This is a genomic window from Collinsella acetigenes (assembly GCF_012844445.1).
In the GTDB taxonomy this organism is placed as follows: domain Bacteria; phylum Actinomycetota; class Coriobacteriia; order Coriobacteriales; family Coriobacteriaceae; genus Collinsella; species Collinsella acetigenes.
Map to the genome: position 1 here is coordinate 256,396 of NZ_JABBCP010000002.1, position 24,293 is coordinate 280,688.

General features: G+C 56.9%; 22 protein-coding genes. 19 read left to right on the forward strand and 3 right to left on the reverse strand.

The window, feature by feature from the left end; genetic code table 11:
• Nucleotides 1–115: 115 nt before the first annotated feature.
• Both HF320_RS04080 and adhE read right to left on the reverse strand, forming a co-directional pair.
• Nucleotides 116–883: a phosphotransferase family protein gene (locus tag HF320_RS04080; RefSeq protein ID WP_169277175.1), complete on the reverse strand. Its 768-nt coding sequence runs from the start codon at nt 881–883 to the stop codon at nt 116–118.
• Nucleotides 884–984: 101 nt separating this feature from the next.
• Nucleotides 985–3,630, reverse strand: coding sequence for a bifunctional acetaldehyde-CoA/alcohol dehydrogenase (adhE, locus tag HF320_RS04085; protein ID WP_169277176.1), 2,646 nt, complete (start codon nt 3,628–3,630; stop codon nt 985–987).
• A 593-nt stretch (nt 3,631–4,223) separates the two neighbouring features.
• Here adhE and rpmB point away from each other — a divergent pair.
• The 19 genes from rpmB (at nt 4,224) to HF320_RS04180 (ending at nt 23,602) form a co-directional block, all read left to right on the forward strand.
• The gene (gene rpmB, locus HF320_RS04090; protein WP_022387517.1) at nt 4,224–4,412 is read left to right on the forward strand and encodes a 50S ribosomal protein L28; all 189 of its coding nucleotides are present in this window, start codon (nt 4,224–4,226) and stop codon (nt 4,410–4,412) included.
• Nucleotides 4,413–4,667: 255 nt separating this feature from the next.
• Entirely contained in the window at nt 4,668–5,021 is a 354-nt protein-coding gene (locus HF320_RS04095) for an Asp23/Gls24 family envelope stress response protein (protein ID WP_022387516.1), read from the forward strand.
• Between the two features lie 29 nt (nt 5,022–5,050).
• Nucleotides 5,051–6,715 (forward strand): DAK2 domain-containing protein, encoded by a 1,665-nt coding sequence (locus tag HF320_RS04100; protein ID WP_169277177.1) that lies wholly within the window; start codon nt 5,051–5,053, stop codon nt 6,713–6,715.
• 10 nt (nt 6,716–6,725) lie between these two features.
• Nucleotides 6,726–8,900 carry an ATP-dependent DNA helicase RecG gene (gene recG, locus HF320_RS04105; RefSeq protein WP_169277178.1) on the forward strand — a complete coding sequence of 725 codons (2,175 nt, stop codon included), beginning with the start codon at nt 6,726–6,728 and terminating at the stop codon, nt 8,898–8,900.
• The gene (gene rsmD, locus HF320_RS04110) at nt 8,897–9,499 is read left to right on the forward strand and encodes a 16S rRNA (guanine(966)-N(2))-methyltransferase RsmD (RefSeq protein WP_169277179.1); all 603 of its coding nucleotides are present in this window, start codon (nt 8,897–8,899) and stop codon (nt 9,497–9,499) included. The genes recG and rsmD overlap by 4 nt, the downstream gene beginning before the upstream one ends.
• Before the next feature lie 41 nt (nt 9,500–9,540).
• On the forward strand, nt 9,541–10,038 hold the full coding sequence (gene coaD, locus HF320_RS04115; RefSeq protein ID WP_169277180.1) for a pantetheine-phosphate adenylyltransferase: 498 nt from the start codon (nt 9,541–9,543) through the stop codon (nt 10,036–10,038).
• Nucleotides 10,039–10,124: 86 nt separating this feature from the next.
• On the forward strand, nt 10,125–10,628 hold the full coding sequence (locus HF320_RS04120) for an ATP synthase subunit B family protein (protein ID WP_022387511.1): 504 nt from the start codon (nt 10,125–10,127) through the stop codon (nt 10,626–10,628).
• A gap of 2 nt (nt 10,629–10,630) precedes the next feature.
• Nucleotides 10,631–11,185, forward strand: a complete 555-nt coding sequence (locus tag HF320_RS04125) for a YceD family protein (RefSeq protein WP_138377593.1) — start codon at nt 10,631–10,633, stop codon at nt 11,183–11,185.
• Between the two features lie 122 nt (nt 11,186–11,307).
• Complete coding sequence (rpmF, locus tag HF320_RS04130) at nt 11,308–11,487, forward strand: 50S ribosomal protein L32 (protein WP_022387509.1); 180 nt, start codon at nt 11,308–11,310, stop codon at nt 11,485–11,487.
• Nucleotides 11,488–11,606: 119 nt separating this feature from the next.
• Nucleotides 11,607–12,626: a phosphate acyltransferase PlsX gene (gene plsX, locus HF320_RS04135; RefSeq protein WP_169277181.1), complete on the forward strand. Its 1,020-nt coding sequence runs from the start codon at nt 11,607–11,609 to the stop codon at nt 12,624–12,626.
• Nucleotides 12,627–12,716: 90 nt separating this feature from the next.
• Entirely contained in the window at nt 12,717–12,959 is a 243-nt protein-coding gene (locus HF320_RS04140) for an acyl carrier protein (RefSeq protein WP_022387507.1), read from the forward strand.
• Between the two features lie 25 nt (nt 12,960–12,984).
• On the forward strand, nt 12,985–13,692 hold the full coding sequence (gene rnc / locus HF320_RS04145; protein ID WP_169277432.1) for a ribonuclease III: 708 nt from the start codon (nt 12,985–12,987) through the stop codon (nt 13,690–13,692).
• A gap of 11 nt (nt 13,693–13,703) precedes the next feature.
• A complete protein-coding gene (smc, locus tag HF320_RS04150) occupies nt 13,704–17,240 on the forward strand; it encodes a chromosome segregation protein SMC (protein ID WP_169277182.1) in 3,537 nt (1,178 codons plus the stop codon).
• Nucleotides 17,241–18,164 carry a signal recognition particle-docking protein FtsY gene (gene ftsY / locus HF320_RS04155; protein ID WP_169277183.1) on the forward strand — a complete coding sequence of 308 codons (924 nt, stop codon included), beginning with the start codon at nt 17,241–17,243 and terminating at the stop codon, nt 18,162–18,164.
• A 3-nt stretch (nt 18,165–18,167) separates the two neighbouring features.
• Complete coding sequence (gene ffh, locus HF320_RS04160) at nt 18,168–19,619, forward strand: signal recognition particle protein (protein ID WP_169277184.1); 1,452 nt, start codon at nt 18,168–18,170, stop codon at nt 19,617–19,619.
• Nucleotides 19,620–19,776: 157 nt separating this feature from the next.
• Nucleotides 19,777–20,625: a thymidylate synthase gene (gene thyA / locus HF320_RS04165; protein ID WP_075844117.1), complete on the forward strand. Its 849-nt coding sequence runs from the start codon at nt 19,777–19,779 to the stop codon at nt 20,623–20,625.
• Nucleotides 20,626–20,667: 42 nt separating this feature from the next.
• Nucleotides 20,668–21,195, forward strand: a complete 528-nt coding sequence (locus HF320_RS04170) for a dihydrofolate reductase (RefSeq protein WP_211158944.1) — start codon at nt 20,668–20,670, stop codon at nt 21,193–21,195.
• Nucleotides 21,196–21,198: 3 nt separating this feature from the next.
• Nucleotides 21,199–22,107: a TrmH family RNA methyltransferase gene (locus tag HF320_RS04175; RefSeq protein WP_169277185.1), complete on the forward strand. Its 909-nt coding sequence runs from the start codon at nt 21,199–21,201 to the stop codon at nt 22,105–22,107.
• Nucleotides 22,108–22,222: 115 nt separating this feature from the next.
• Nucleotides 22,223–23,602, forward strand: coding sequence for an MATE family efflux transporter (locus HF320_RS04180; RefSeq protein WP_169277186.1), 1,380 nt, complete (start codon nt 22,223–22,225; stop codon nt 23,600–23,602).
• Here the strand turns inward: HF320_RS04180 and HF320_RS04185 are convergent.
• Entirely contained in the window at nt 23,599–24,135 is a 537-nt protein-coding gene (locus HF320_RS04185; protein ID WP_169277187.1) for a cob(I)yrinic acid a,c-diamide adenosyltransferase, read from the reverse strand. The genes HF320_RS04180 and HF320_RS04185 overlap by 4 nt on opposite strands.
• Between the last annotated feature and the right edge of the window lie 158 nt (nt 24,136–24,293).

Sequence of the window (24,293 nt, forward strand, 5' to 3'; positions counted from 1 at the left end):
TTTTTAACGATAGACGCCGCGGGTCGATGCAATTTCGCGTCGACCCGCGGCATTATGTGTTCGGGTTGCTTGGGTTGATATACGACTCGACTAACGGCCCAGGCGTACCTGCGGCTTACTGATAGTCCACAACATCGACCCAGCTCAAGAGCGCGTCACGATCCTGGCCTTCACGGTTGCGGGCAAGTTCTGAGGCGGCGACAACGGGCATCCACTGACGCACAACCTGCATCGGCGTGCTGGAGCGGTCACAATACATCTCAAGGAAGGCGTCGGCCTGTTGCTTGTCCTGGATGGAGAGGAGCAGATACGTCATGGCTGCGTCTGCCGCAGGTTCACCCTGGGTGGCGTGAGCCCAGTCGCAGACATAGAGCTTATCGTCTTCGCCAATGATGATGTTCGTGGGATTGAAGTCGCCATGGCACACGCACGTGTCCTTCTTCATGCCATCAAGACGCTCAAGGAGGTTGTAACGGGTCGTGCCGTCGATTCCGTCGAGGCTCTTAATCATGCGGGAATACTTGTCCTTCTGGCGGTTGAGCTGCTGGCAGCGATAGCTGTGAATCTCAATCAAGAGGTCCACAAACTGCTCAAGATACTCGTAGAAGTGACCGGGCTCCGCCAGCATCTTCTCCGCCATTACGGTGCCGGGGATCTTGGTGGTCTCCATGGCCCAGCCACCACCGTTTTCGATTTCGGATACCTGCAGCACCTTAGGGCTGCGGATGCCGCACTCGTTGATGCGGGCAAGGTTGAGCGCCTCGTTGAAGACATCGGACAGCGGTTTTGTCTCGTTGAAGACCTTCACTATCTTATCTCCCAGGTCATAGACGACCTTGTTGCCGCGCTTTACCAGCTCGACCTTGTTCTCCGGAAGTTTCATGATCGATGCATCCCTTCTGCCCAGATGGGCAACTGACGTATGGAAAAGGGAGGTAACCGCCTATTGCGTGTTACCTCCCTTCAAACCCGAAGTTGCTACTGTTAGACGCCGTAGCTCTGCGGCTCACGGCCGTAGTATGCGTCCAGGTAGAGCTCCTTGATTTCGCTCATGAGCGGGTAGCGCGGATTGGCGCCGGTGCACTGGTCGTTGAACGCCTGCTCGGTCATCTCATCAAGTGTATCCAAGAAATACTTCTCGTCCACACCGTATTCGGCGATCGTCTTCTTAACGCCGATGAAATCGCACAGCTCGGTGAGCTTGGCGATGAAGTTCTCGAAGACCTCTGCATCGTCCTTGCCCTCAATGCCGCAATAGCGGGCCATGTCGGCGTAGGCGTGCAGCGCATTGGGGTAGGGGTACTGCGAGAAGGTACCCATCTTGACCGGTGCCTCAGCAGCGTTGTAGCGCATGACGCGCGTCAGGATGACGGCGTTTGCCAGGCCGTGCGGGATGTGATGGAAGGCGCCGAGCTTGTGGGCCATGGAGTGGTTGAGGCCCAGGAAGGCGTTGGCGAATGCCATGCCGGCCATGCAGGAGGCGTTGTGCATCTCCTCGCGGGCATGTGGGTCCTTGGCGCCGTTCTCAAAGCTGGAGGGCAGGTTCTCGAACACGAGCTTGGCTGCGCGCTCGGAAAGGCCACGCGTGTAGTCGGAAGACATGATGGAGACATAGGACTCGATGGCGTGGGTCATGACATCGATGCCGGAGGCAGCGGTGAGGCCGCGCGGGGCGGTCATGGCATTGTCGACGTCGACGATAGCCATCTTGGGCATCAGTTGGTAATCGGCAAGCGGCCACTTGATGCCGGTTTCCTTGTCGGTGATGATTGCGAACGGCGTGCACTCGGAACCGGTACCCGAAGAGGTGGGGATGGCGACGAAGTAGGCCTTCTGACCCATCTCGGGGAAGGTGTAGACGCGCTTGCGGATATCCATGAAGTCCATGGCCATATCCTCGAAGTTGACCTCGGGATGCTCGTACATGACCCACATGATCTTGCCGGCGTCCATGGCGGAGCCGCCGCCGACGGCGATGATCACATCGGGCTCGAACAGGCGCATCTGGGCGGCACCGCGGCGAGCGCACTGCAGGGAGGGGTCGGGCTCGACATCATAGAAGCAGTCGTGCGCGATGCCCATCTCGTCGAGCTTGGCCTCGATAGCGCGGGTGTTGCCATTCTTGAACAGGAACTGGTCGGTCACGATGAAGGCGCGCTTCTTGCCCATGACACGGCCGATTTCGTCGAGCGCCACAGGCGTGGAGCCCTTCTTGAAGTACACCTTCTCGGGAGCGCGGAACCACAGCATGTTCTCGCGGCGCTCCGCGACGGTCTTGACGTTGATCAAGTGCTTCACCCCAACGTTCTCGGAGACGGAGTTGCCGCCCCAGGAGCCGCAGCCCAGGGTCAAGGACGGCTTCATGCCGAAGTTGTACAGGTCACCGATGCCGCCCTGCGAGGAGGGAGTGTTGATGACGATACGGCAGGCCTTCATGGTGTTCTCGAACAGGGCGATCTTCTCGCTCTGGGCGGGGTGGACGTAGAGCGACGCGGTGTGACCCGGGCCACCGGCGAGCACGAGGTGCTCGGCCTTGTCCACTGCCTCCTGGAAGTCCTTGGCATGGTACATGGCGAGGACGGGGGAGAGCTTCTCGTGGCTGAACTCTTCCTTCTCGGGGTCGGTCGAGGTGACCTCGGCGATCAAGATCTTGGTCTTGGCGGGAACCTCGATGCCGGCGAGCTCGGCGATCTTGGCGGCAGCCATGCCGGGGATGCGGTGGTCGAGAGCGCCGTTCTTGAACATAGCCTCGCGCAGGGCCTCGAGCTCCTTGCCCTTCTTGACAAAGTAGCAGCCGCGGCGGGTGAACTCCTCTTTGACCTCCTTGTAAACGCTATCGATGACGGTCACGGACTGCTCAGAAGCGCAGATCATACCGTTGTCGAATGTCTTGGAGTGAATGATGGAGTTGACAGCCAGCTTGATGTCGGCAGTGTTGTCGATGACGACGGGTGTGTTGCCTGCGCCGACGCCCAGTGCGGGCTTGCCGGAGCTGTAGGCGGCCTTGACCATGCCCGGGCCACCGGTGGCCAGGATGATATCGACGTCGGCCATGACCTTGCCGGTCAAATCGATGGAGGGTACGTCGACCCAGCCGATGATCTCCTCGGGAGCACCAGCCTTGACGGCGGCGTCGAGCACGAGCTTGGCTGCGGCGATGGTGCACTTGGCAGCAGCGGGGTGCGGGGAGATGATGATCGCGTTGCGCGTCTTCAGGCAGATCAGAGTCTTGAAGATTGCGGTAGAAGTGGGGTTGGTGGTCGGGATGACGGCACCGACGATGCCGATGGGCTCAGCGATCTTGGTGATGCCATAAGCCTCGTCGCGCTCGAGCACGCCACAGGTCTTGGTGTTCTTGTAAGCGTTGTAAATATACTCGGCGGCGTAGTGGTTCTTGATGATCTTGTCCTCAAGAACGCCACGGCCGGTCTCCTCGATGGCCATCTTGGCCAGGGGGATACGGGCCTTGTTCGCAGCGAGAGCTGCCTCGTAGAAGATTTTATCGACCTGCTCCTGGGTATAGGTGGCGAAGACCTTCTGCGCTTCACGCATGCGTGCGAGCTTTGCCTCTAGGGCGTCGATGTTGTCCACGATCTCGGGCGCGGCGTCAGTCGTTGGCTTTTTTGCCATGCTAAGCTCCTCCTCTTAGTTGGGCTGTGCCTACGAGCCGAAATTCTATGACATACATGCGCGTTTGGATGCGAGCGGTAGCTTTTTGTCGATAAACGGCATAAATGAAGCGTTTCACTTGCGATTTCGGTATTCAATTATGGCGAGAATCTGAAGGAGGCAAACGGTTTGTCCCTCTGGGATTTCGCAGATGAATAGCTATATCGTCATCGTTTTTACGCCCAGGTGTCGTTTCTTCGTTTGTATTGAAAGATGAAGCGTTTCAACAAAGAAATCGAAAGAAGCTATTCTGTCTTAACGTAAACGCGCCCCTAAAGACCGGCCCATTGCGGAAGATGAGCTCGACCTATATATAAGTGCGATAAGTGCGCTGCCGGCGTCCATAATCGCCACTCTTCACTTTTAGCTCTTGCGCGCAGGCGAAAGTGGGGTATGATAGCCTGCGCATTTGCTTGGGAACGGTCTGCTCCACGTATCTATGGTTTTCCAAGTTCATTGTGTAAATATCGCGCACTATTTCATTTCTGTGATATAGTGCAATGCTGTTTGTTCACGCGGCATCAACAACATACGCCGCCCAAGGAGGGTTACACATGTCCAAAGTTTGCGAAATCTGCGGTAAGCACCCCGTTGCTGGTCGCTCTGTCAGCCACTCTCACCGCGTCTCCATCCGCAAGTTCCGTCCCAACATTCAGCGTGTCTACGTTGTCGTCAACGGCCAGCGTCGTAAGATGAACGTCTGCACCTCCTGCCTTAAGTCCGGCAAGGTCGCCCGTTCCTAAGTTCTTTCGCGGCAGCCACGCGTGAACATGCCGATACATCGGCTCCGTCACGAACTTGAAAGCCACCTTCGGGTGGCTTTTTTGATATCTCGGATCGATAGCCATCTGTTTTTTGAGGATTCATGCCGCACCCGTACTTCGCTCATCATGTGTGCGCTTGATTGATTACTGATTTACATGCGCTTGCGTTGTAAAATACAAGGATGATTGCTCCCGCAAACCGATGCCTGGTATGCATCTGGAAAGGAGATTTCTGTGTGTGAAACCATTCCTGGCACCTTGAGTGTCTCTAACGACGTCATCGCCGATATCGCCGGGTATGCCGCTATGTCTTGCTACGGCGTGGTTGGCATGGCCGAGCAGCTTCAGGGCGCCGAGAGCGTGCGCCTTCTTCCCGGCCAGCGTCTGCGCAAGGGCGTCATGGTGTCGAGCACCGAAGACGGTCTTGTCGTGGACCTTCATGTCGTGCTCGAAAATGGCGTCAACATGAAGTCCGTCTGTGCGAACCTCACGAGCTCGGTGTCGTTCACCCTGGCCGAGATCGCCCAGATCGACCCGGCTCACCTCAAGATCGCCATTCACGTCGATGCCCTTAAGTCCCGCGGCTAACCCTCTTCTTGTTCGGAGATTCACCCAATATGATTGCCAATACCATCCGCACCTGCTTTCCCATTGCCGCGAAGGCGGTAGCCGATAAGGCCGAGGAGATCAACAAGCTCAATGTCTTCCCCGTGCCCGATGGCGACACCGGTACCAATATGTCCTTGACTTTGGCTTCTGTTGTCAAGGAGGTGGCGGAGCTGCCTGCAGATGCCGATATCGAGGCTATCGCCGCCGCCATCACCCATGGCTCCCTCATGGGCGCTCGTGGTAACTCCGGTGTTATTACTTCGCAGATTCTTCGAGGTGTGGCTGAGGGCCTTATCTCGGCGAGTAACCCCGTGAGCACCGCCGATATCGCTGTGGCCCTTCGCAACGCCGTGAAAGTCGCTTTCCAGGCTGTTCGTAAGCCGGTGGAGGGCACCATTCTTACGGTGCTGCGCGATATTTCCACCAAGGCCGATGAGTGCGCTAAGAAGAAAATGACTCCCGCCGATGCGCTTGACGCCATCGTGGTCGAGGCCTATCAGTCTGTGGCGCGTACGCCTGACTTGTTGCCCGTTCTCAAGGAGAACGGCGTGGTCGACTCCGGTGCGTTCGGTTTTGCCATCTTTGTCGAGAATTTCGTCTCGGCTGCCTTGGGTCGCACGTCCAATATCGAGGGCTTTTCGGCTACGTTTGATGCCGATGCAAGCTCTGCGAAGGAAAACGCGCTCGGTCGTGTCGAGATTGAGGCCAATGACGACTGGGAGGGCTCTGAGTTCCGCTATTGCAACGAGTTCCTCTTCAAGGCAGAGAAGAAGTTCGATGAGGAGAAATGCCTCAAGTTCCTTGCCTCCATGGGCGATTGCGAGCTTCTCGTAGGCGCTTACCCCGACTATAAGGTGCACGTGCACTCCAATACCCCCGATAAGATTTTGGCTCATATGCTCAAGTACGGCCAGGTCTACGAGGTCTTCATCCACAACATGGATATGGAGTCTCACGAGCGCACTGCAAAGATCAAGGCCGATCAGGCCGCCGCTGCCGAACCCGCGAAGCCGCTCGGTTTTGTTGCCGTGGCTGCCGGTTCCGGCCAGGCCGAAATCCTGAAGTCGCTCGGTGTCGATATGATCGTCTCTGGCGGACAGACCATGAATCCCTCCACCGCTGACCTTTTGGCTGCAGTGGACCAGGTGAACGCTGAATCCGTCATCATCCTTCCCAATAACGGCAATATCCGTATGGCAGCCGAGGCCGCTGCGTCTGCTTGCGAGAACAAGCACGTTGCAGTCGTTCCCACCAAGACCGTTCCCCAGGCCTTCTCGGCTCTGTTTACCGTTGTTCCCGACGCTTCGCTCGATGAGGTTGTCGAGACCATGACAGAGGCTGTCTCCGAGGTACGCGATGGCGAGGTTACGACTGCTGTCCGCGATAGCTCCGCTTCCGATGGCAGCCCGATTCATGCCGGCGACGTCATGGGCATCATCTCCGGCTCTATCGATATCGTAGGCTCTGATGTAGCCCAGGTCACCGTCGACTGCATCAATCGCATGCAAGACGAGGAGGAGGGCGATACGCTCACCATTCTCGCCGGCGCCGATATGTCCGATGATGACTTCGAAGACCTCCTTTCTGCTATCGAGGAGGCCCAGCCTGATCTTGAGATCGATTCGCACCGTGGTGAGCAGCCGCTCTATCCGGTGATCTTCTCGATCGAATAGGCCGTGCGATATGACGCGCGCAATCATGACACCCGAGGCTTCCGCGCGTCTTTCTCGGACGGGCATCCTTGCGCAGGATGTTTCGCGTCTTAAATATGTTTCGGGTGCACGTGAGGAGGCTCTCCGTAGGCTCGGTATCGAGACGGTGGGGGACCTTCTCCTTCATATTCCGCGGCGCTATCTCGATTTCACGCGTGGCTACAGTATCGAGACCGCGCCGCTGGGGCAGGTGTGCACCATCATAGCCACCGTGGATCGCGTGATGGAAAAACGCCCGAGGCCTCGTCTGACTGTGACTGAGGTGATGCTTGTAGATGATTCGGGTGTTCTGCGCGTTTCGTTTTTCAAGCAGCCCTGGATTGCAAAGCAGCTCAAGCCTGGTGATCGCCTTGCCGTTATGGGGAAGGTAGAGTTTGCCTACGGCTTTAAACAAATGACCTCACCGCATTATGAGCGGCTCGATTCGTCTTCTTCCCTGGGTGCGATTGTGCCGGTGCACGGTGCGTGTGAGGGCCTGAGCGCAGCCTGGATGCGCCGTATTGTTTCTGTTGCCTGCGAGACAGCGGATGTATTTTGCGACCCTATTCCCGCCAAACTGCGCTCACGACGCCGCCTTATGAGCATCTCGCGCGCGTTGCGCTCCATCCATTTTCCTTCGTCTCTCGCCGAGGTCACGCTTGCTCGCCGCAGGCTTGCCTATGATGAGGTCCTATACCTGCAGCTCGCCCTTCGATTGCGCAACGACGCTAATCTTTTGGGCATTACTCCAGTGAAGCATATGGTCAAGGAGCACGTTTCTGCTGTCTTGAAGTCCCTTCCCTTTGCACTGTCCGACGAGCAGCAAGCGGCTGTCGATGAGATTTTGACTGACATGCAAAGCTCCGAACGCATTATGAATCGTTTGCTTTTGGGCGATGTGGGAACGGGAAAGACGGCTGTCGCGATGGTTGCGCTGGCCTCGTGCGCGGATACGGGCACGCAGGCCTGTGTAATGGCGCCCACCTCTGTGTTGGCTCGTCAGTATGCTTCTTCATGCATGCCCGTTCTCGAGCAAGCTGGCGTGCGCTGTGCGTTGCTTACCGGATCGACATCTGCTGCAGAGCGCGACCGTATGCTGTCCGCCCTTGGCTGCGGCGAGCTCGACATCCTCTTTGGAACCCATGCCGTGTTGGGGGATGACGTTGTCTTTTCGCATCTTTCGCTTGTGGTGATTGATGAGCAGCATCGTTTTGGTGTGGGGCAGCGTAATCTTTTGCGTGCCAAAGGGCCCGGCGCCGACTTGCTCGTTATGACCGCTACCCCGATTCCGCGCACGCTCGCGCTTTCGGTCTACGGTGACCTTGAGACGAGCATTATCAGGCATAGGCCCGTTGCGAGCGCGGGTGTGACAACGCGCGTTCTTGCCGATGCAAATCGTGATATCGCCTATGGCGCGCTGCGCGCTGCTCTTGAAGAGGGCCAGCAGGCATACGTTATTTGCCCACTTGTCTGCGAAAAGGACGATCAAGATGAGCTTGACGTCCAGCCCGGCTTGGAACTCGATGAGCTGGGGCGCCCTGTTTCGGCCCAGCATCTGCATTCTGTCGAATCCGAGGTCGAGCACCTGTCCCATCTGTTCCCCGAGGCACGTATGGCCGCGCTTCATGGGCGCCTCTCCCCGCGTGACAAGGACCGCGTGATCGATGCCTTCCGCGGAGGAGAGGTAGATATTCTCGTGGCGACCACGGTGGTCGAGGTGGGCGTGGATGTCCCCCGAGCCACGGTGATGATTATCGAAAACGGCGAGCGATTTGGTTTGGCGACGTTGCATCAGCTCCGTGGACGCGTGGGCCGTGGCAGCTTGCCTGGTTCGTGTTTTGTCCTTTCGCAGCTTTCGAGTTCTAAACATACTGTTGCGAGCGACCGGCTCGAATCGCTCGAGAAGAGCAACGACGGTTTTACGCTTGCCGAGGAGGACCTTCGTCTTAGGCATGAGGGAGAGATTTTGGGGCTTCGTCAGCATGGAGGTGTGACCTTGCGCTTTGTCGACCTTGATGCCGACACCGATATTATCGAGGCGGCCCACGAGGACGCGCGCGAGCTTTTGCGGTATGCTCCTACTTTGTCCTCGCAGGCTACGCTTCCGTTGCGCCTGCAGGTTGTCGAACGGTATGGAAATATCTTTAAGGAGGTAAGCGGAGGATGAGAATCATCTCCGGACAATGGCGTGGGCGCAAGATCGCCGAGCCGCAGGGGAGAGACGTCACGAGGCCTACGACCGATCGCGTGAGGGAGGCCATGGCATCGATGGTCGACTCTTCGCTTCCTCAGGGGATCGAGGGCGCTCGGGTGCTCGATGCCTTTGCAGGATCAGGCGCATTGGGAATCGAGATGCTCTCGCGCGGCGCTGCTTTTGCCGCCTTTTTTGACATCAATCGTTCTGCCGCGGCTCTGGTGCGCAAAAATCTTGAGTCGCTCTCTGCTCCACGCTCCTCGTATCGCGTATTTTGCGCCGATTGTCTTGCTTCGGCAGCGCGCGGTCGTATTGAGGGGGCGCCGTTCGACCTTGTGATGGTCGACGCTCCGTATGCGTTGGGGGCAGACCCGGCCACGCAACTTGCGGAATCCCTTGTCAAATCGGGATTGCTGGCTTCCGACGCTCTTGTTCTCGTCGAGCATGCTGCTGCGGACGAAGGGCCGCGGCCGGATGGTTTTATTGTCGAGCGCGAGAAGCGCTACGGCTCTACCGCTGTCGATCTTTTGCGTTTTGACGGCTCGCTTACCATCGAGGATATCGATCGCTAGCTTTAGCTTGCTTTAACTATAACCACCAACGAAGGCAGATTATGATTCAAACCATCGACCACGCACTCGTCCCCGGTACGTTTGACCCCATCACATATGGTCATATCGATGTGGTGCGACGTGCATCCCGTATGTTCTCTCAGGTGACGGTTGCTGTTGCCGAGTCGCTTGGCAAAGGCGGCAGCGGTCCCGTTTTCTCTCTCGATGAGCGCGTCCGTCTTGCTACCGAGGCTCTTGCCGATCTTGAGAATGTGCAAGTGAGGCCTTTTTGCGGCCTCCTGGTTGATTTTGCCCATGAGATTCAGGCGGGCGCTCTTGTCAAAGGCCTTCGCGCTATGACCGACTTTGAGTACGAATTGCAGCAGGCCGATTTAAACTATCGCCTGGATGCAGACCTTGAGTCGATTTTTGTGATGAGCGCTCCGCAGTATGGTTATATTTCGTCTTCGGTTGTGCGGCAGATTGCCTCGCTTGGGGGCGATGTGTCCGGCTTTGTTCCCGGCAATGTGGCGCATGCCCTTGCAGAGCGATTCAAGTAAGCAACACAAGCCACCACTTTGTGCAAGGCGATACTGTTCATGTGCTACTATTATCGGTTGATTATAAGCAAACGAAGGGAGACAGGATGGCTGGGGACAACTTTCCTGGCGAGAGGATCGAAAGCCTCGTAGACGAACTCGAGGGGCTTATCGAGGAAGCAAGGCCACCTTTCGGCAAGAACCAGCAGTTCAAGGTCATCGAAACGGAGGTCTTCTTCAATATTCTTGACGAGATCCGCATGAGCTATCCGGAGGAATGGCAGAAATCTCGCCGCATCCTCAAGGAGCGCGATGAGTTGATGGCCAGCGCCACCGCACAGGCTGATTCGATTATCGCCGATGCCCAGCAACAGGCGCTCACTATCGCGGGCGAGCAGGAGATCGTTCGTCTGGCTCAGCAGCAGGCGGATGATATTCGCGATCGTGCCCAGCAGTATGAGCGTGAGACGCGCTATGCTGCCGAGGACTATGCCGAGCAGGTGTTCACTCACCTTGAGGAGAACCTCAAGAGCTTGACCGGCACGGTTGCCCGTTGTCGTCAGCAGCTCAACGAGGGCGCTAACTCCGCTCAGCAGAATGGCGCTTGGTAATCATGTCGCAGTTTGCTTCTGTTGTCGTCAATCTTGAGGACAAAATCGAGAATCCCGGCGATACCCTCCCGGTCGCAGGGCATATCGATGCCGCGACCTATAAAGCGGGGGAGAAGTCCTTTTCTCTTGACGACGGCATTTCCTATGATGTGATGCTCACCAATACCGGCGACGGCGTTCTCGCTACGGGTATCGTTCGCGCGCATGTCACCGGCGAGTGCGATCGCTGTCTCGATGTTGCCCACTTTGAGGTCGCGGGCGAGATCGAGGAGTACTACCTCTTTGAGGAGCCTGAGGATCCGGAGAGCTATGAGGATGGGTTCGAGCTTGTGAGCGAGGACCGCACCATCGATCTTTCTGATGCCATTGCCGATGCCGTCGTGATGGACACACCTTTTGTGGTTCTCTGCCGTCCCGATTGCGCCGGCCTTTGTCCCACGTGCGGAGCGAATCTTAACGAGGCTCCCTGCGCATGCGAGGATAAGCAGAAGGACGATTATGCCGCTTCGGATTCCAATCCTTTTGCGGCGTTGAAAAATCTTAAGTTTGATGAGTAGGCCGCTATTGTATGGTCAACTCTTGATGGAGAAAAACTTCCACCAAAACCCAGTGGAATGTGATAGTATCGGTGCTTGCGCGTAATTGTGCCAGGCAATAGTTATGTATAAGGAAGGTCATCATGCCAGTACCTAAGCAAAAAAAGGGTCGTGGAGCTGTGCACACCCGTCGTTCCGCCAACATGAAGATTGACGCCCCGTCTCGCTCCGTTTGCCCTCGTTGCGGCGCCGTCAAGCTTCCGCATCACGTCTGCCCCAACTGTGGCTTCTACAAGGATCGCGAGGTCATCGTTACCGAGTAGCTTTTGCTTAAGGTAATGCTGCGCGCTGCATCATCGATCTTGTTTTGCATGGCGTGATAGATCTGGAACAGACATGGCCGGCTCTTCGAGTCGGCCATTTCGCTATAGAGGGAGAGTTCATGGATAAAGTTCGTGTTTGCGTGGACGTCATGGGCGGAGACGAGGAACCGTCGGTCGTCATGGCCGGCATCGAGGCCGCGCTTGCTGCCGATGCCGATCTTACCGTTGTGGCCGTTGGTCCTCAGGATATTGTCGAGGCGTTTGCGAAGAAGCATGAGCGCGTCGAGCCGCTGGTGGCTCCCGATGTCATCACGATGGAGGACGATCCCATTCAGGCTGTCATGCATAAGCGCAAGTCGTCGGTGGTGATTGGTTGCCGAGCCGTCAAAAAGGGCGCGGCGGATGCTTTTTTCTCCGCCGGCGCTACCGGTGCTATCACCGCTGCCGCCACCGCCTATGTAACTCCTTTTAAGTACGAGAGCGAGGGCACGCGTCGCCCTATTCGCCCGTGCCTTACCTCGGCGCTTCCTAACCGGCAGGGCGGTTTGACCGTTTTGTGCGATATGGGAGCCAATCCCGATGTCGAAGTGGAAGACCTCGTCCGTTTTGCTCAGATGGGTGCTACGTATGCGAGGGTCGTCTGCGGCATTTCAAATCCTCGTGTAGGCCTTTTGTCCAACGGCTCCGAGGACACCAAGGGATCGCATTTCACCAAAGAGTGTTTCTTGCACATGGGCAAGAGCGTGCCGGGCTTTGCGGGTAACTGCGAGGGCACGGACTTGACCTCTGGTAACTTTGATGTTGTTGCTACCGACGGTTTTGCCGGAAACGTTGCGCTTAAGGCAACCGAGGGAGCCGCAAAGCTGCTCATGAGCGAGCTCAAAGGTGTGCTCATGGGGTCTTTGGGCGGAAAGATCGCCGCGCTTCTCGTTAAGGACGGGTTAAAAGAGCTCAAGGTCAAGCTTTCGGGCGATGCCAAGGGCGGAGCGATTCTTTTGGGCCTTCGTGGCGTTGTCCTTATTGGCCATGGAGCCACCAGTGTGGAGGCTATTAAAAACGGTACGCTGGCTTCTGCCTATGCCGTTCGCGAGGGTCTCGTGGATAAGCTTGCCTCATCCATGGAGAACATCGTTCGCTAACCGGTCTCTGTTGGGCCGATGCGGTAAAATCACACTGTTGATGCGTCGCGGCTGCGTGCCGTGTCCGTGTATGGGTGAAAGGAGCCCACAATGGAGCATTCTGAGATTTTTGAGAAGGTTGCCGACATCGCTAGCGATGTACTCGGCATCAACGCCGATGAGATCACCGAAGAGACCACGTTTGACGATCTTGATGCCGATTCTCTCGATCGCCTCCAGCTTGTTACTGCGATGGAAGACGAGTTCGATATCGAGATCGATGACGAGAAACTCGAAGCAATCAATTCTGTAGCGGAGGCTATCGTAGCCATCAAGTCCGCTCTGGGGGAATGAGCGCGTGTATTCGATCGCTGAAAAAATGAATCGGGCGGAGGCGATCTGCGATCATACGTTTTCCGATCGCGATCTGCTTCGTTCTGCTATTACGCATCCTTCTGCTGTAGAAGGCCAGCCCGTCTCTGCATCCTACGAGCGCTTGGAGTTTCTGGGTGACTCGATTTTGGGTTCTATTGTGGCGCTTGCCCTGTTTAAAGCCTATCCCAATTTTGATGAGGGCAAGTTGACACGCCTTAAGGTCTCGCTGGTTTCCGGTGCCACGCTTTCCGATGTAGGCCTCGAGCTTGGTATCGACAAATGCATCGTCTTTGGCGCCTCCGAGACGGGGACGGGCGCGCGCGGCATGCACTCCGCGCTCGAAAACGTCTATGAGTCCCTTGTCGGTGCCATGTACCTCGATGGTGGCTGGGATGTTGCCGAGGCGTTCATCTCGCGTACGCTCAAGCCGCATCTGGCAACCGAGCGTGCCGAGCACCCCTCGAATCCCAAATCCTTTTTGCAGGAGTGCGTGCAGGGTGACCGCTTTGATCCTCCTGCGTATAAGCTTGTGGACACGAGCGGTCCTGCGCATGCGCCCACTTTCACGGCGGTTGCGCTCGTCGATGGCATTCGCCGTGGGCGCGGTACGGGATCTTCAAAGAAAGAGGCCGAAGCCGCGGCTGCTCTCGATGCGCTCGAGCGCATGGGCTACACGCATAACGGCGTCATTTTGAAGAAAAAGCTTGGATAAGCGAGGCATAGGTGTATCTCAAGTCCCTGACACTCAAGGGCTTTAAGTCCTTTGCCGATCGTGCGCATATGTCCTTCGAACCCGGACTGACGGTTATCGTGGGCCCCAATGGTTCGGGTAAATCCAATATTTCAGACGCTATCCTTTGGGTTTTGGGCGAACAGAGTGCCAAGCAGCTGCGCGGCCAGGCCATGGAAGATGTCATTTTCTCCGGCTCGTCGGCGCGCAAACCCGTTGGCGTGGCGGAGGTCACTCTTGTTTTGGATAATTCTGACCATATGCTTCCGGTCGACTTTAACGAGGTCGCTGTTACGAGGCGCATGTATCGTTCGGGCGAGTCGGAGTATCTGATTAATTCGAGCCCCTGCAGGCTTATGGACATCCAGGATATCCTGCATGATTCCGGGTTGGGCAAAGATACTCATTCCATCATCAGCCAGGGAAAACTCGATGCCATCTTGCAAAGCCGTCCTGAGGAGCGCCGCGCTCTGATTGAAGAGGCTGCCGGCATTTCCAAGCACAAGCGTCGCAAGGAGCGTGCGCTCAAAAAAATTGCTTCCATGGATGAGCATCTCAAGCGTGCCCGCGATATCAATCGCGAGATTACCCGCCAGCTGCGTCCCCTTGAGCGTCAGGTTGATCGAGCGAGGAAGTACCGCGACCTTACCGATCGAGCCAACGAGCTTACGCAGATTCTTGCTGTTGATGAACTGCGCCGCCTTCAGGCTTCATGGGGCGATATGGAGTCTTCGTCGCGTGAGGCCGATGCTGCGTTCGAGCTTGCGAACTATCGCTTGGGCGAGAAACAGCGCGAGCTTGAGAAGCTCCAGGTCATGCTTGAGGAAAAGGGCCTGTTCGTCGGCGACCTTGGCGAGCAGCGTCGCCATATGCAAGATGTCTTGGGCCGCATTGGCTCCGATATGCGGCTGCTCGAAGAAAAGGGCCGCAACATGGTGTCTCGACTTTCCGAGATGCGTGGCACGTTATCTTCTTCTGAACATCAGCGTAAACGCGTTGCGGACGAGCTCGAACAGATTTCTGCCCAACTTGATGAGGTGCGCGCTGCAGCGCATATTGCGCGAGAGGATGTGGACGAGGCTGCTCCGGCAGCCGAGAAGCTCCATGCGCGTCGTAAAGAGCTCGACGTTTCCATCACCGCGCTCACGCGCGATCAGCGCGATGCCCAGCGTGCCGCCGATGCAGCGGCGCTTGAATACGTCAAGGTCAAAGAGACGATCTCTAATGCGGAGCTCGAGGATTCGATGTATGCATCGCGTCTCGACCAGCTCGATGAGCAGATGGAAAATTTGGCGGCCTCTCTCGAAAACCGCCGGAGTCGTGCGGAGGAGCTCGATGCCGAACTCACCTCGACGGCCCAGCGCCGCGAGGACGCGAAGGGCGCCATTGATCTTGCCCAGCGCGCTCTTGAGGAGCTTCGTGCTCGCGAGACCGAAGCCCGCCAGCATCTTTCCGAAGTGAGAAGCGAGCTTGCCAGTTTGAAAAAGCTCGATGAGCGCGCAAAAGGTGCCTCTCCGCTTACTTCTACCATTGCAAATTCCCATGCTGGGGATATCGCTGCACGACTGGGCGATCTTATCGAGGCTCCAGAAGACCTTGAGTCTTTAGTGGAAAGCCTGCTTTCTTCCGATATCGATGCTTTGGTCACTACTGATGAGCAGGCACTTGCCCGTTTGGGTTCCTTTGCTGTCGAGCAGAAGGGCGCTTCTGGTGAGGCTTTGCTGCTTTCGCGCGATGCTGTGGGTACAGATCCGGCTGCCAGCGCTGCTGGTTTCCGGCTGGTTGAGCGCCTGAGTGTTCGCGATGGTTTTGCTTGCGCTGTGGCGTCCATCCTCGGTGGCGTCTATGTTGTCGATTCCCTTGACGAGGCTCTTGGCGCCCCCGCCATTCCGGGCGTCATGTACGTGACGCGCGATGGCGCACGCGTTACTTCCGGTGGCGCTGTTCGCGTCGGTTCTGCGGGCGATGCCGCCGACGGCGCGCTTGAGCGCAAGCGCCGTATCCGCACTCTCGAGGGCCTTGAGCCCGATCTTTCCTCCGTGTTCGAACATGCCGGCCATCAGGTTTCGGAGGCTTCCGACGCCGTGGCTCAGGCGCGATCCGCTGAGGCGGAGGTTGCGGGCGATATCGCTCGTATCGAGGGAGAAAAGCGCTCCTTGCTTTCTGAAATCGGTCGCCTGGAGCAGTCGTATAACCAATCGCAATCCGAGCGCAAGCAGGTTGAGCGCCGTCGTGAGCTGTCGGCGAGCGCCGTACGCGAGGCTCAGCCGCGTCTGGATGAACTCGCGACGACGTGTGATTCCGAGCGCGAACGCGCCGATTCGCTTGCTCTCGAGATCGAGGATGCAAGCGACGAACTCGAGGCGTTACGCCGCGAAGATTCCGAGGCTGCGAGCAAGCTCGCTGATGCCAAGGTCCGTTTGGCGCAGTCTTCCGAACGCCTGCGCAGCCTTGAAGCTCGTAAACCCGAGCTCGAGCATCGGCTCGAAGGGATTGACCGCCGCATTCGCTCCACACGTCAGGCATCGCGTTCGCTTGAGGTCTTGCGCCTTCGTGTCGATCCGTTGCATGACCGCTATCAAGCCTTGTCTGAGCGCGCTCTTGATTGGGCTGCTCGTTTGCGAGATCAGGCGTCTATCGAGGAGGCCGACTCCGCGTCGCTTAAGAAGACAATCGCCGACGCGCGCGCCGAAGTGGAGCGTGCAAAAGGTGAGGTTGATGAGGCCAAGGCCGCTCAGGGCGAGGTCAAGGTTGCACGAGGCAAGCTCGAGGTGCAAGTCGAGGCAGCCATCAAGGCCATTACCGCCGATGGCAAGACGGTGCTCGAGGAGGCGCTTTCTCTGCCTGCGCCCGACGACCGCGCGGCCTGTGAGCGCGAGCTTGCCGACCTTGCGCGTCAGATCAACAATTTGGGCCCGGTGAATCAGGTGGCTTTCGAGGAGTATGAGCGTCTTCGCGAGCGTGCGGATTATGTTGCCACCCAGCTGGCAGACCTCGAGAGCGCCCGCACTTCGCTTACGAAGATTTCTCAGGCCATCGACCGAAAGATGCGCCGTCAGTTCCTGACGACCTTCGAGGCCGTCGATGCAAATTTCCGCGAGGTCTTCTCCATGCTCTTCCCGGGCGGTCAGGCGCATCTCGAGATGACCGACCCCGAGCATCCCGCGCAAACCGGTATCGAGGTGGTGGCGCAGCCACGCGGCAAGCGCATCACCAAGATGATGCTTATGAGCGGTGGCGAGAAGAGTCTGACGGCTTTGGCGCTTCTGTTTGCGGTCTATCGTACGCGTACGGTGCCGTTTTATGTGCTCGACGAGGTTGAGGCCGCCCTTGACGACTCCAACCTGTCTAAGCTCATCGGCGCCATCGATGTTTTGCGTCAAAGCACTCAGCTGCTTGTTATCTCTCATCAGCGTCGTACGATGGAAGATGCTGATGTCTTGTATGGTGTGTCGATGCAGGCCGACGGCGTGAGCCACGTGGTTAGCCAGAGGCTCGACCGAGAGACCGGAAAGGTAGTGAACGCGTAGATGGGTTTCTTTGATTCGCTTTCGCGTGGACTTGAGCGCAGTCGCGAGGCGCTTAACCAGATTTTCTATTTTGGTGGCGACGTTACCGAGGACTTCTGGGAGGATCTTGAGGATACGCTCGTCATGGGCGATATGGGCGCCGATATCGCCATGCAGGTTACCGATGATCTGCGTGATATGGCAGCGAAGCGCAACCTTACCTCCGCTCGACAGTTGCGCGAGGCGCTGACCGATCGTTTGGCCGAAACCTTTGTGAGTTCTGAGTTCGATCCCTTTGACGACACGCCTTCCGTCGTCTTGTTCGTGGGTATTAACGGAGCCGGTAAGACCACTACGGTGGGAAAGATTGCCAGTGCCGCTGCCCATGAGGGGAAAAACGTGATTATCGGTAGCGCCGACACCTTTCGCGCTGCCGCAATCGAGCAGCTGGATGTTTGGGGCAAGCGCGCGGGCGTTTCCGTTGTCAAGCGTGATCGAGGCAGCGACCCTGCGAGCGTTTGCTATGACGTCTTGGATGAGGCCGACAAGTGCGGAAGCGAGCTGGTTCTGATCGATACCGCCGGCCGCTTGCACACAAGCGCCGACCTTATGCGCGAGCTTGCCAAGGTGGTTAATGTCACGCGCAAGCGCGCCGCCTCTGCGGCAGCGGGCCCCATGCCCGTGCGCGTGGTTCTTGTAATTGATGCCGCAACGGGACAAAACGGCCTGAATCAGGCCTTGGAGTTCAATGAGGCGCTGGGTCTTGACGGTATCATCATGACAAAGCTCGACGGCACGGCCAAAGGCGGTATCGCCATGGCTGTTGCCTCTAAGCTCAAGCTTCCCATCTTCCGTATCGGTGTGGGCGAGCAGGTCGAGGACCTGCAGCGTTTTGATGCCCACGAGTTCTGCCGTGCCCTGGTGGGCAACGGCGACAAGGAGTAGTCGATGTTCAACAGCCTTTCCGATCGCCTGAACGATACTTTTGACCGCCTGCGCGGCAAGGGCAAGCTGACCGAGGCCGATATCACAAGTGCTATGCGCGATATTCGCATGGCGCTGCTTGAGGCCGACGTCAACTTCAAGGTCGTCAAGGATTTTGTCGCAAAGACCAAAGAGCGCTGCATGACCGCCGAGGTCATGGAGTCACTCACCCCGGCGCAAAACGTCGTCAAGATCGTGCTTGATGAGCTTACCGAGCTTTTAGGCTCCACCGAGAGCAAGCTTGTTCTCTCAAGCCGTATTCCCAATGTGATCATGCTCGTGGGTCTTCAGGGTTCCGGCAAGACCACTGCTGCTGTAAAGCTGGCCTACCTGCTCAAGAAGCAGGGTCGTAGCCCTTTGCTCGCCGCGTGCGACGTGTACCGTCCCGCTGCAGCCGATCAGCTCGCTACCCTGGGCGGCGAGATCGGTGTGCCGGTCTTCCGCGGTGATGGCAAAGATGCGGTCGAGATTGCCCGCGGTTCTATTCGCGAGGCTGTCGACAATATGCGCGACGTGGTCATTGTCGATACCGCCGGCCGTCTGCAGATCGACGAACAGATGATGCAGGAGGCCGTCGATATCAAGCGCGCGGTCAAGCCCGACCAGGTCCTGATGGTTGTGGACGCCATGACCGGTCAGGACATCGTCAACGTGGTCTCCACGTTTGCCGAGCGCACCGACTTTGACGGCGTCATCATTTCCAAGCTCGACGGCGATGCCCGTGGCGGCGGTGCCCTGTCCGTGCGCCAGGTTACCGGTAAGCCCATCAAGTTTGTCTCGATGGGCGAGAAGCCCGATTCGCTCGAGACGTTCTATCCCGATCGCATGGCCAAGCGCATCTTGGGCATGGGCGACGTCGTTGGCATTATCGAACAAGCGCAGGAGATGGCCGACGCCAAGCAGATCGAAAATGCCAAGCGCATGCTTCGTGACGGCTTTACCATGGATGACATGCTCGAGCAGATGGCCGCTGTCAAGAAAATGGGCGGCATGAAGGGCATTCTCTCCAAACTTCCGGGCGGCCAGCGCGCTTTGAATCAGATGGGCGGCAATCTGGATGAGAAGATCTTCGATCGCAACGAGGCCATCATCCACTCCATGACCAAAGCCGAGCGTCTTAAGCCCTCGATCATCAACGGCCAGCGCCGCGCTCGCATTGCCCGTGGCTCGGGCACGACCCCGGCAGATGTCAACTCCCTCATGAAGCAATGGGGCGAGATGAACAAAATGATGGGGAAGATGCGTTCGATGCAGCAGCAAGCGAGCGGAAAAAAGGGCAAGAAGGGCAAGAAGATGCGCATGCCCAGTATTCCCGGTATGGGCAATCTGGGCGCCATGGGCGGTATGCCGGGCCTTGGCGGCGGCGCCGATATGGACATGCTGCGCCAGATGGAGCAGCAGATGCGCCGCAAGTAGTTCTTTTGAACACAGACAATTTCATCTGTTTTTGGGCGGGTCTTTGGACTCGCCTTTTATTACTGGGGTATCCATGTGCGTCGGTTATGGTTATGAGAGCCTTGATGCTTGCTGTCGTACAATGGGGTGCATCGCTCGCTATCGTTTGGAGGCGCTGATGAGCAAGGCTGATGAACTCTTTGTTTCCATGTGCCAGGATATTCTCGATAATGGCACGACGACCGAAGGCCAGAAGGTTCGTCCCCACTGGGAGGATGGTACCCCTGCTTATACCATCAAGAATTTTGGCGTCACCAATCGGTACGACTTGCGTGAGGAATTTCCCGCGTTGACCCTGCGACGCACGGCGCTCAAAAGCGCTATGGACGAGATCCTTTGGATTTATCAGCGTAAATCCAATAATATCAACGACCTTCACAGCCATATTTGGGATGAATGGGCCGATGAGACAGGCTCAATCGGTAAAGCGTACGGCTACCAGATTGCGCAGAAGTCCCATTACGCTGAGGGCGACTTCGATCAGATGGACCGCGTTTTATATGACCTGCAGCACACGCCGTTCTCGCGCCGTATCATGACCAACATGTACACCTTCAGCGACTTGTCCGAGATGCACCTCTATCCATGCGCCTACAGCGTGACCTACAACGTCACGGAGCAGCCTGGAGACGAGAAGCCCACGCTTAACATGGTGCTTATGCAGCGTAGCCAAGATATCCTCGCCGCTAATAATTGGAACGTCTGCCAATATGCGATTCTGCTGATGATGGTGGCGCAAAGTTGCGGAATGATTGCAGGTGAGCTGCTTCATGTGATCGTCGATGCGCACATTTATGACCGTCATGTCGATATCGTTCGCGAGCTTATCGCACGCCCCCAGTATCCTGCGCCGCGTGTGTCCCTCAATCCCGAGGTGACGAATTTCTACGACTTTACAACCGATGATTTGATCGTGGAGGAGTATGAGCACGGCCCCCAGATCAAGAACATTCCCATTGCGGTGTAAGTCGATTTGGCCAACATGCCGTATGAGTGAGAGGTTAAACCAATGGACAATTTGAAGGCAATCGTTGCGGTGTGTGACGATTGGGGTATTGGCGCAAACGGAGACATGGTCGTCTCCAACCGTGCCGACATGCGCCATTTTGTCTCCTGCACCAAAGGCCATACGGTCATTATGGGTCGCAAGACACTCGAGAGCTTTCCCGGTGCCCGTCCACTCAAAGATCGTCGCAATATCGTTTTAACGCGCGACCCGCTGTTCTTGTGTCGTGGTGCCGAGGTTGTCCATACTATCGAAGAAGTGCTCGCTGCCCTTGAGCCCTCTGAGCTCGCTTGGGTTGTCGGTGGGGGTAAAGTGTATGAGCAGCTTTTGCCCTACTGCTGCGAAGCGGAAGTGACTCGCAATCATTGTCTGCGCAATTCCGATACGTATTTTCCCAATCTTGATGAGGACCCTGCATGGGTTGTCGTCTCTCGTTCCGAGACACAACAGGTCGCCGAAGGAGAAGGCGATGCTGGCGTTTCCTTTGAGTTCGCCACGTACCGACGTCGTGATGAGAGAGCGGGGGAGTAGCGCGTGGCAGTTCAGCTCATACGTATCGAGTCCCTTGAGGACAAACGCCTTGATGCCTATACCAAATTGACGGAGCGCGAGCTTCGTTGTGTCCTTGAGCCTGAGAAGGGCATCTTTATCGCCGAGAGCGCCAAGGTGATCGAGCGCGCTGTCGATGCGGGGCTCGAGCCGGTGAGCTTTCTTTTGGGCGAGCGTTGGGTGCCTCAGCTGCAGCCGTTTTTTGAGCGTTTGGAACAGGAGCGTCCCGAACTCGATATTCCTGCGTTTGTAGGGTCTATGGACCTCATGCGCGATCTTACCGGTTTTACGGTGACGCGTGGCGCGCTCGCTGCGTTTCGTCGCCCACCGCTGGCCGATGCGAGCACCTTTCTCACCGCGTTGAATGCGCGTGCCGAGGGACGCTCCGTGCGCGTCTGTGTGCTCGAGGGAATTGTGGATCACACGAATGTCGGCGCTATCTTCAGGAGTGCGGCAGCCCTTAACGTCGATGGCATTCTGGTGAGTCCTACATGCTGCGATCCTTTGTATCGTCGTGCTGTCCGCGTGTCGATGGGAACCGTTTTCCAGGTTCCTTGGACTCGTATTGGAACCGAGGCACGCGTCTGGCCACATGATGGTTTGAACGTACTGCACCAGGCTGGATTTGAGTGTGCGGCCATGGCGTTGACAGACGAATCCGTCTCTTTGGATGCCCCTGAACTTCGGGAGTGCGAGCGTCTCGCCATCTTTATGGGCACCGAAGGGGAAGGTTTGCAAGCGCGTACGATCCGCGGTTGCGACAAGACCATTCGCATCCCGATGGCACACGGAGTGGATTCCTTAAATGTGGCGGCGGCGAGCGCGGTGGCATTTTGGCAGCTTTGCCCCCATGTTCCTAATGACTATCATTACCGTCCCGGGATGTTCGCTTAACCTTTTTGACGAATCCGCACGTACGTTGCATGTATTGCAAATCGTCGCTTGAAGCTCTTTGCGCGTCGGCGTACCCTATGTTGCTGTCGCGCTTAAAGGAAGAGAAGGGAGCGAAATGGCGAGGCCGAAGGAAACTGCTGTCGACGTTACCGAGGGTGTAATCTGGAAACAGCTGTTTACGCTGTGCATTCCCATTTTCTTCAGTTCCTTTTTTCAGCAAGCGTACACGCTTATCAACACATTCGTTGTCGGACAATTCGGTGGCAAAGACGCCCTTGGTGGTATTCAGGCAACTACGTGCCTGACCGAGCTTGTCGTTGGTTTTTGCGTCGGCCTCGGTGCTGGCTGTGCCGTTTGTGCCGGACAGTTTTTTGGGCAAAAAGACGATGAGAGGCTCTCTCGTGCCGTGCACACGGCCATGACGCTTTCGCTGCTCATCGGCCTTTGCGTTACCGTTTTTGGCGTGATCTTTATCCCCGATATCCTGCGCCTCATGGGCACGCCCGAAGAGCTTCTTCACGATGCGATTCTCTATTCGCGTTGCTATCTGGGTGCCATGACTTGTACGCTCATGATGAACATGGGTGTGGCCCTCTTGCGTGCGGTGGGCGATACGCGTGGACCCGCTTTGATCACGGCTGTGAGCTGCGTTGTCAACATCGCGCTCGATCTTGTCTTCGTGGTCTGGCTTCGCCTTGAAGCGCTGGGCTGCGGCATCGCTACGGCTCTCGCCATCGCAAACAGCTGTATGCTGATTCTTCACCGAATGCATAAGGCCGAGGGGGCCTGGCGACTTGAGTTTCGCCGAATGCGTATCGACCCCGTAATCTTGAAGAATATGGTGTCGTGCGGTTTGCCTCTCGGCATTCAATCTGCTGCTTATTCGATTTCCAACATCATCGTGCAATCCACCATCAACAGCTTTGGTGCCGATGCGGTTACGGGCTGTGGTCTGGCAAGCCGACTCGACGTGTTTGTCTGGCTGGTCGTAGAGGCACTTGGTGTGGCGCTTACGACGTTTACGGCTCAGAACTTCGGGGCGCGCAATTACCGGCGCATGCGTGAGGGTTATCACACCTCGCTTGTCATGTCGCTTGTGCTTGTGGGCTCTTTGTCCTCGCTGTTGATTCTCTTTGTCGATCCACTATCGCGTTTCTTTATCGATGACGCTGGCGTGACGTATTACACGCGCTTGATGATTCACTATGTTGCGCCGTTCTATATCTTCTACTCGGTGGTCGATAACGCCTCCGGAGCCATTCGAGGTTCGGGCGTGAGCTTGCAACCCATGATTATGACGCTGTTGGGCACCTGCGTTCTTCGTATCGTTTGGCTCTTTACCATCGTGCCGCTGCATCACGAAATGGGCACGATGCTCATGGTGTACCCTGTTACCTGGGTTGTGACGGCGGTTCTTTTTGCCATCTACCATCACTCCGGCAACTGGCTGGGTCGCGCTCGCGAGCGCCAGGAACGTTTTGAGATTGCGCTTTAGTACTCGATACCGCGCCGGGCGAGAAGGCCTTCGTCAAAATAGTGCTTTATCGGAACCATTTCGGTGACCAGGTCTGCTCTGTCGGCAAGGTCAAGCAATCCGCGTCCTGTAAGCACCAGCTCGGTTGTGGCGGGTTTTGACGCGATGAGCTTTTCGATGTCTGCTCGCGTTACGTAGCCTCGATGCATCGCGTAGCCCACCTCATCGAGCACGAGTATGTCTACGGGCTTATTCCGTGCAGCGATGGGGATGCTCGCGTCCGGAGCGTCTCCCGCTGGCGCCAGTGCCCAGTGCGCCAGCTTCATGATCTGCTGTGCGCATAGTTCTGGCGTTTCCCGCGTGGCTTGTGCAATTTCAAGGCCTATCTGTGGCGCTATCTCGTGTTCGGCACAGACGAGCTTTTTTGCAAACTGGAGAAAAAGGACGTCGAGCCCTAGCCCGCGAGCGCGAAGGGAAAGACCGAGTGCTGCGGTGGTCTTGCCCTTGCCGTCTCCGGTATAGATTTGCACTTTTCCACATTCGAGCTGAGCCATCGTATTCTCGAGCCTTTCGTATGCGCGACATATGTCTTTATGAGCTTATCGCTGGGGGAGCTTCGCTTAGAAAACAATTTGATTATCTTATTATCGATAGGGTATCAAACAGTAATCAACAATTCTCGAGATGGAGTTTTGCCAATGGAGATGGATGA